Genomic DNA, 3,387 nt, shown 5'->3' on the forward strand with positions numbered 1-3,387 from the left:
CGAGATCGCCGCGCTCTGCGGCGCCATTCTGGCGGCACGCACGCAGAAGGTGGCCGTCCTCCTCGACGTTCTCGCGGCGACGGCCGCCGCGGCTGTCCTCCATACGCTCGATCGGGAGGCGCTCGCCCATTGCCGGCTGGCCGGTGCGGAAAACCCGCTGCAGCGCGCAATCGCACTCGACATGGGCCTCCCGCCGCTGCTCGATCTCGGGATCGGAGGGCAGAGCGGCGTGACTTCCGCGCTCGCCGCCGGGATCGTCAGATCGGCGGGCGAGATATCGTCGGGCATGGCGCAGGCGCGGTCGTCCGGCTGAAGGCTGTCCAGCATCGGTGGGACGGGCTCCGACTGAATCTTAGCCGGCTTTTCTGAGCGCCACCTGCCGGGGGTTAGCCGGGGCTTCTTCCAGGACACGGGCAGGCGGGAAGGCGACGATCGCCTCCGTACCCTCGCGCAGCTTAGAGCGCAGGTCGAACCGGGCGTCGTGGAGCTTGGCCAGGCCCTGGACGATGGGCAGGCCGAGCCCCGTGCCCTGCTCGGCGCTCTTGATGGCGATGGAGCCCTGGCCGAAGGCGGCAAGCACGATCGGTATTTCGTCTTCGGCGATGCCCGGACCGTTGTCCTTGACCGCGATGTACTGACCGCCGCCGGCGGTCCAGCCGACGCGCACGCGGATCTCGCCCCCCGAAGGGGTGAACTTGATGGCGTTGGAAAGCAGGTTGAGCACGATCTGGCGCACCGCGCGATGATCGGCCAGGAGGCGGGGCAGGACGGGTTCGGCCTGCTGGAAGAGATGGATGTCCTTGGTGCGCACCTTGAGTTCCATCATGCGACAGCATTCCTGCACGAGGTCCGCAAGCGCCAGCGGTTCCTCGTTCATCTGGTAACGGCCCGACTCGATGCGCGAGAGGTCGAGGATCTCGTTGATGAGGTCGAGCAGATGGCGGCCCGACTCGTGCACATCCCTGGCGTAGTCGCGGTAGGTCTCGTTGCGGATCGGCCCCAGGACCTCCTTGGCCATGACCTCCGAAAAGCCGAGGATGGCGTTGAGCGGCGTGCGCAGCTCGTGGCTCATGGAGGCGAGGAAGCGCGACTTGGCGAGGTTGGCCTCCTCGGCGCGTCGGCGCGCCTCGTCCGAGAGGGCCTTGGCCGTCTCCAGCTCTGCGACAAGCGCATCCTTCTCGCTGCGGAAGGACAGAAGCATGACTGCCGCATGGTAGCGGTGACGGGCGAGATGGGCGAGGAAGGCCAGCGACAGGAGGAGGAGAACCGCCATGATCGGTTCGACCGCAAGCTGCGGCTTGAAGTGGATCGCCGCATAAAGGATGACGGGCAGGGTGAAGGAAGCGACCAGCGCGCCGCGAAGCGATGAGGTCAGGATGGCGGTCGCGGCAAGGGCCGCCAGGAGCATGGTGGCAACCAGCACGGGCATGTTGCTCATAGCGCAATCGGTGCAGTCGACCAAAACCAGGTAGGTCCAGCCGACGCCGCTCAGGAAATGAAGCGCCAGGAACGCAAGCCGAGGCGGATGGTCGCTCGCCCTGCGCATCGGTTTCGCCGCCACATGCCGGGCAAAAAGGTAGAGCCCGCCATAGCCGGCTGCCGTCAGCAGCGCCCAGGTCGCCGTCTCGCGCGCAAGGCCGAGCATGGCACCACCGCCGCTGATGAGGATGACAACGAGCAGGATCGCCGGCATGGCGCTGATGATCGTCCGGCTGTGGAGCTTGAGCATTTCACGGTCGAAGTTCGGATTGCCCGAGGTCTGCGACAGGCGTTCGCGCGTGCGGCGAACCGCCTGTGCCACCTCGCTGTTGCGATGCGGCTTTCTGCGGTCGATAATGAACTTGTCCGCCGTGTAGGTTCGCTCCAGCGCCATGGGCAGCCTGGCTCCCGCCGTTTCCACGTCGAAAATAGCCGCGAATGATTAAGAGACCCTTCAACCGATGAGTGTCCGGACGCCACGCTACAAGCGGCTCGGGAGGGGACCGGGACGGAGGTGGCGCCTGGTGGACGGCGTGATCGCCGCCGCCTTGCTGACCGTTGTCGCGCTGGTCGCCGCGCAGTTCGACCGCAAGGCGATGCGCGCCCTTTCCGGTCCTGTCAGGATTGCAGACGGGGATAGCTTGGTAATTGAAGGCGAGCGCATCCGTCTGCACGGCATCGATGCCCCGGAGCTTGGCCAGTCCTGCAGGCGTGATGAAGCCGCCTATGATTGCGGGCGTCGTGCTCGCCAGGAACTGGTTTGGCTGGCGGAAAGACGAGACGTCACCTGCCGGGGAGCGGAGCGCGACCGCTACGGCAGGCTGCTCGCCCGCTGCGAGGCGGGTGAGCAGGATCTCGGACTGACAATGGTGGAATCAGGCTGGGCGATCGCCTACGGTGACCATTTTGAAGCGGAGGCGGCAGCCCGGCGCGCGCGCCGGGGTCTGTGGGCCGGCACGTTCGAGCAGCCGGCGCAGTGGCGTGTCGCGCGGGAAGAGCGTGAAGACCCGGTCCAGCGGCTCGTCGCCCGGTTTTTGGATTTTCTGTGGCATTTGCTGCCGGGAGAAAACGGAGGCGAGGCGAATGAAACTCTATGACGGGGGGCGGGCGCCCAACCCGCGCCGGGTGCGGATCTTTTTGGCGGAGAAGGGCCTGGAGGTGCCACTGGTTCCGGTGGACATGGGAGCGGAAGAGCATCGCAGCCCCGAGATCGAGCGGCTCAACCCGCTGCAGCGCCTTCCCATCCTCGAACTGGACGACGGTACGGTCCTGACCGAGTCGATCGCGATCTGTCGTTATTTCGAGGCGCTTCACCCGGAGCCCGCCTTGTTCGGGTCCGGTGTTCTTGGCCAGGCGCAGGTCGAGATGTGGCAAAGGCGCGTCGAACTCGGTCTCTTCATCCCCGTCGCCGCCGCGTTTCGCCATCTGCATCCGGCCATGAAGGGCTGGGAAGTGCCGCAGGTTCCCGAATGGGGCGAGGCCAACAAGCCGAAGGCGCGGGATTTCCTGCGTTTTCTGGATCGGGAACTGGCGGACCGGCCGTTCGTTTGCGGCGGCGATTACACGATCGCCGACATCACCGCTCTCGTGGCCGTGCAGTTCATGAAACCGGCGCGCATTGAAATGCCGGAAGGTCTCGACCATTTGAGGCGGTGGCTGGACGATGTGGCGGCGCGAGCGAGCGCGAGCGCATAGGCAATTCCGGGAAATGGAGACCGATTTCTGTCGGAGTAAGATCAACCGCGGAACGGTTTCGCCGCCTGAGAAGAATTTGGCATTTCGACTTTCATGAATAACAGGCTCGAAACGCTTTTGCGGGACATCCGCGCGTGCAGACTGTGCCTGGACCAGCCCCACGGCAAGCCGCTGCCGCACGCGCCGCGCCCGGTGGTGGTCGCCTCGCGCACC

At 65.9% G+C, this 3,387-nt stretch carries 4 protein-coding genes; 3 read left to right on the forward strand and 1 reads right to left on the reverse strand.

The window, feature by feature from the left end; genetic code table 11:
* Window positions 1–313, forward strand: a 313-nt coding sequence (locus ACFP9U_RS24415) for a nicotinate-nucleotide--dimethylbenzimidazole phosphoribosyltransferase (RefSeq protein WP_378625402.1), incomplete at its 5' end; no start/stop codon positions are given.
* 39 nt (window positions 314–352) lie between these two features.
* On the opposite strand, the gene ACFP9U_RS24420 is transcribed toward ACFP9U_RS24415, so the two are convergent.
* Complete coding sequence (locus ACFP9U_RS24420) at window positions 353–1,873, reverse strand: sensor histidine kinase (RefSeq protein WP_378625403.1); 1,521 nt, start codon at window positions 1,871–1,873, stop codon at window positions 353–355.
* A gap of 130 nt (window positions 1,874–2,003) precedes the next feature.
* Here ACFP9U_RS24420 and ACFP9U_RS24425 point away from each other — a divergent pair, with 130 nt between their 5' ends.
* Together ACFP9U_RS24425 and ACFP9U_RS24430 are read left to right on the forward strand one after the other, a co-directional pair.
* Entirely contained in the window at window positions 2,004–2,576 is a 573-nt protein-coding gene (locus ACFP9U_RS24425) for a thermonuclease family protein (protein WP_378625405.1), read from the forward strand.
* Window positions 2,563–3,174, forward strand: a complete 612-nt coding sequence (locus ACFP9U_RS24430; protein ID WP_378625407.1) for a glutathione S-transferase family protein — start codon at window positions 2,563–2,565, stop codon at window positions 3,172–3,174. Before ACFP9U_RS24425 ends, ACFP9U_RS24430 begins: the two co-directional genes overlap by 14 nt.
* Window positions 3,175–3,387 lie beyond the last annotated feature (213 nt).

The sequence above is a fragment of the Nitratireductor sp. GCM10026969 genome (assembly GCF_042660605.1).
Taxonomy (GTDB): domain Bacteria; phylum Pseudomonadota; class Alphaproteobacteria; order Rhizobiales; family Rhizobiaceae; genus Chelativorans.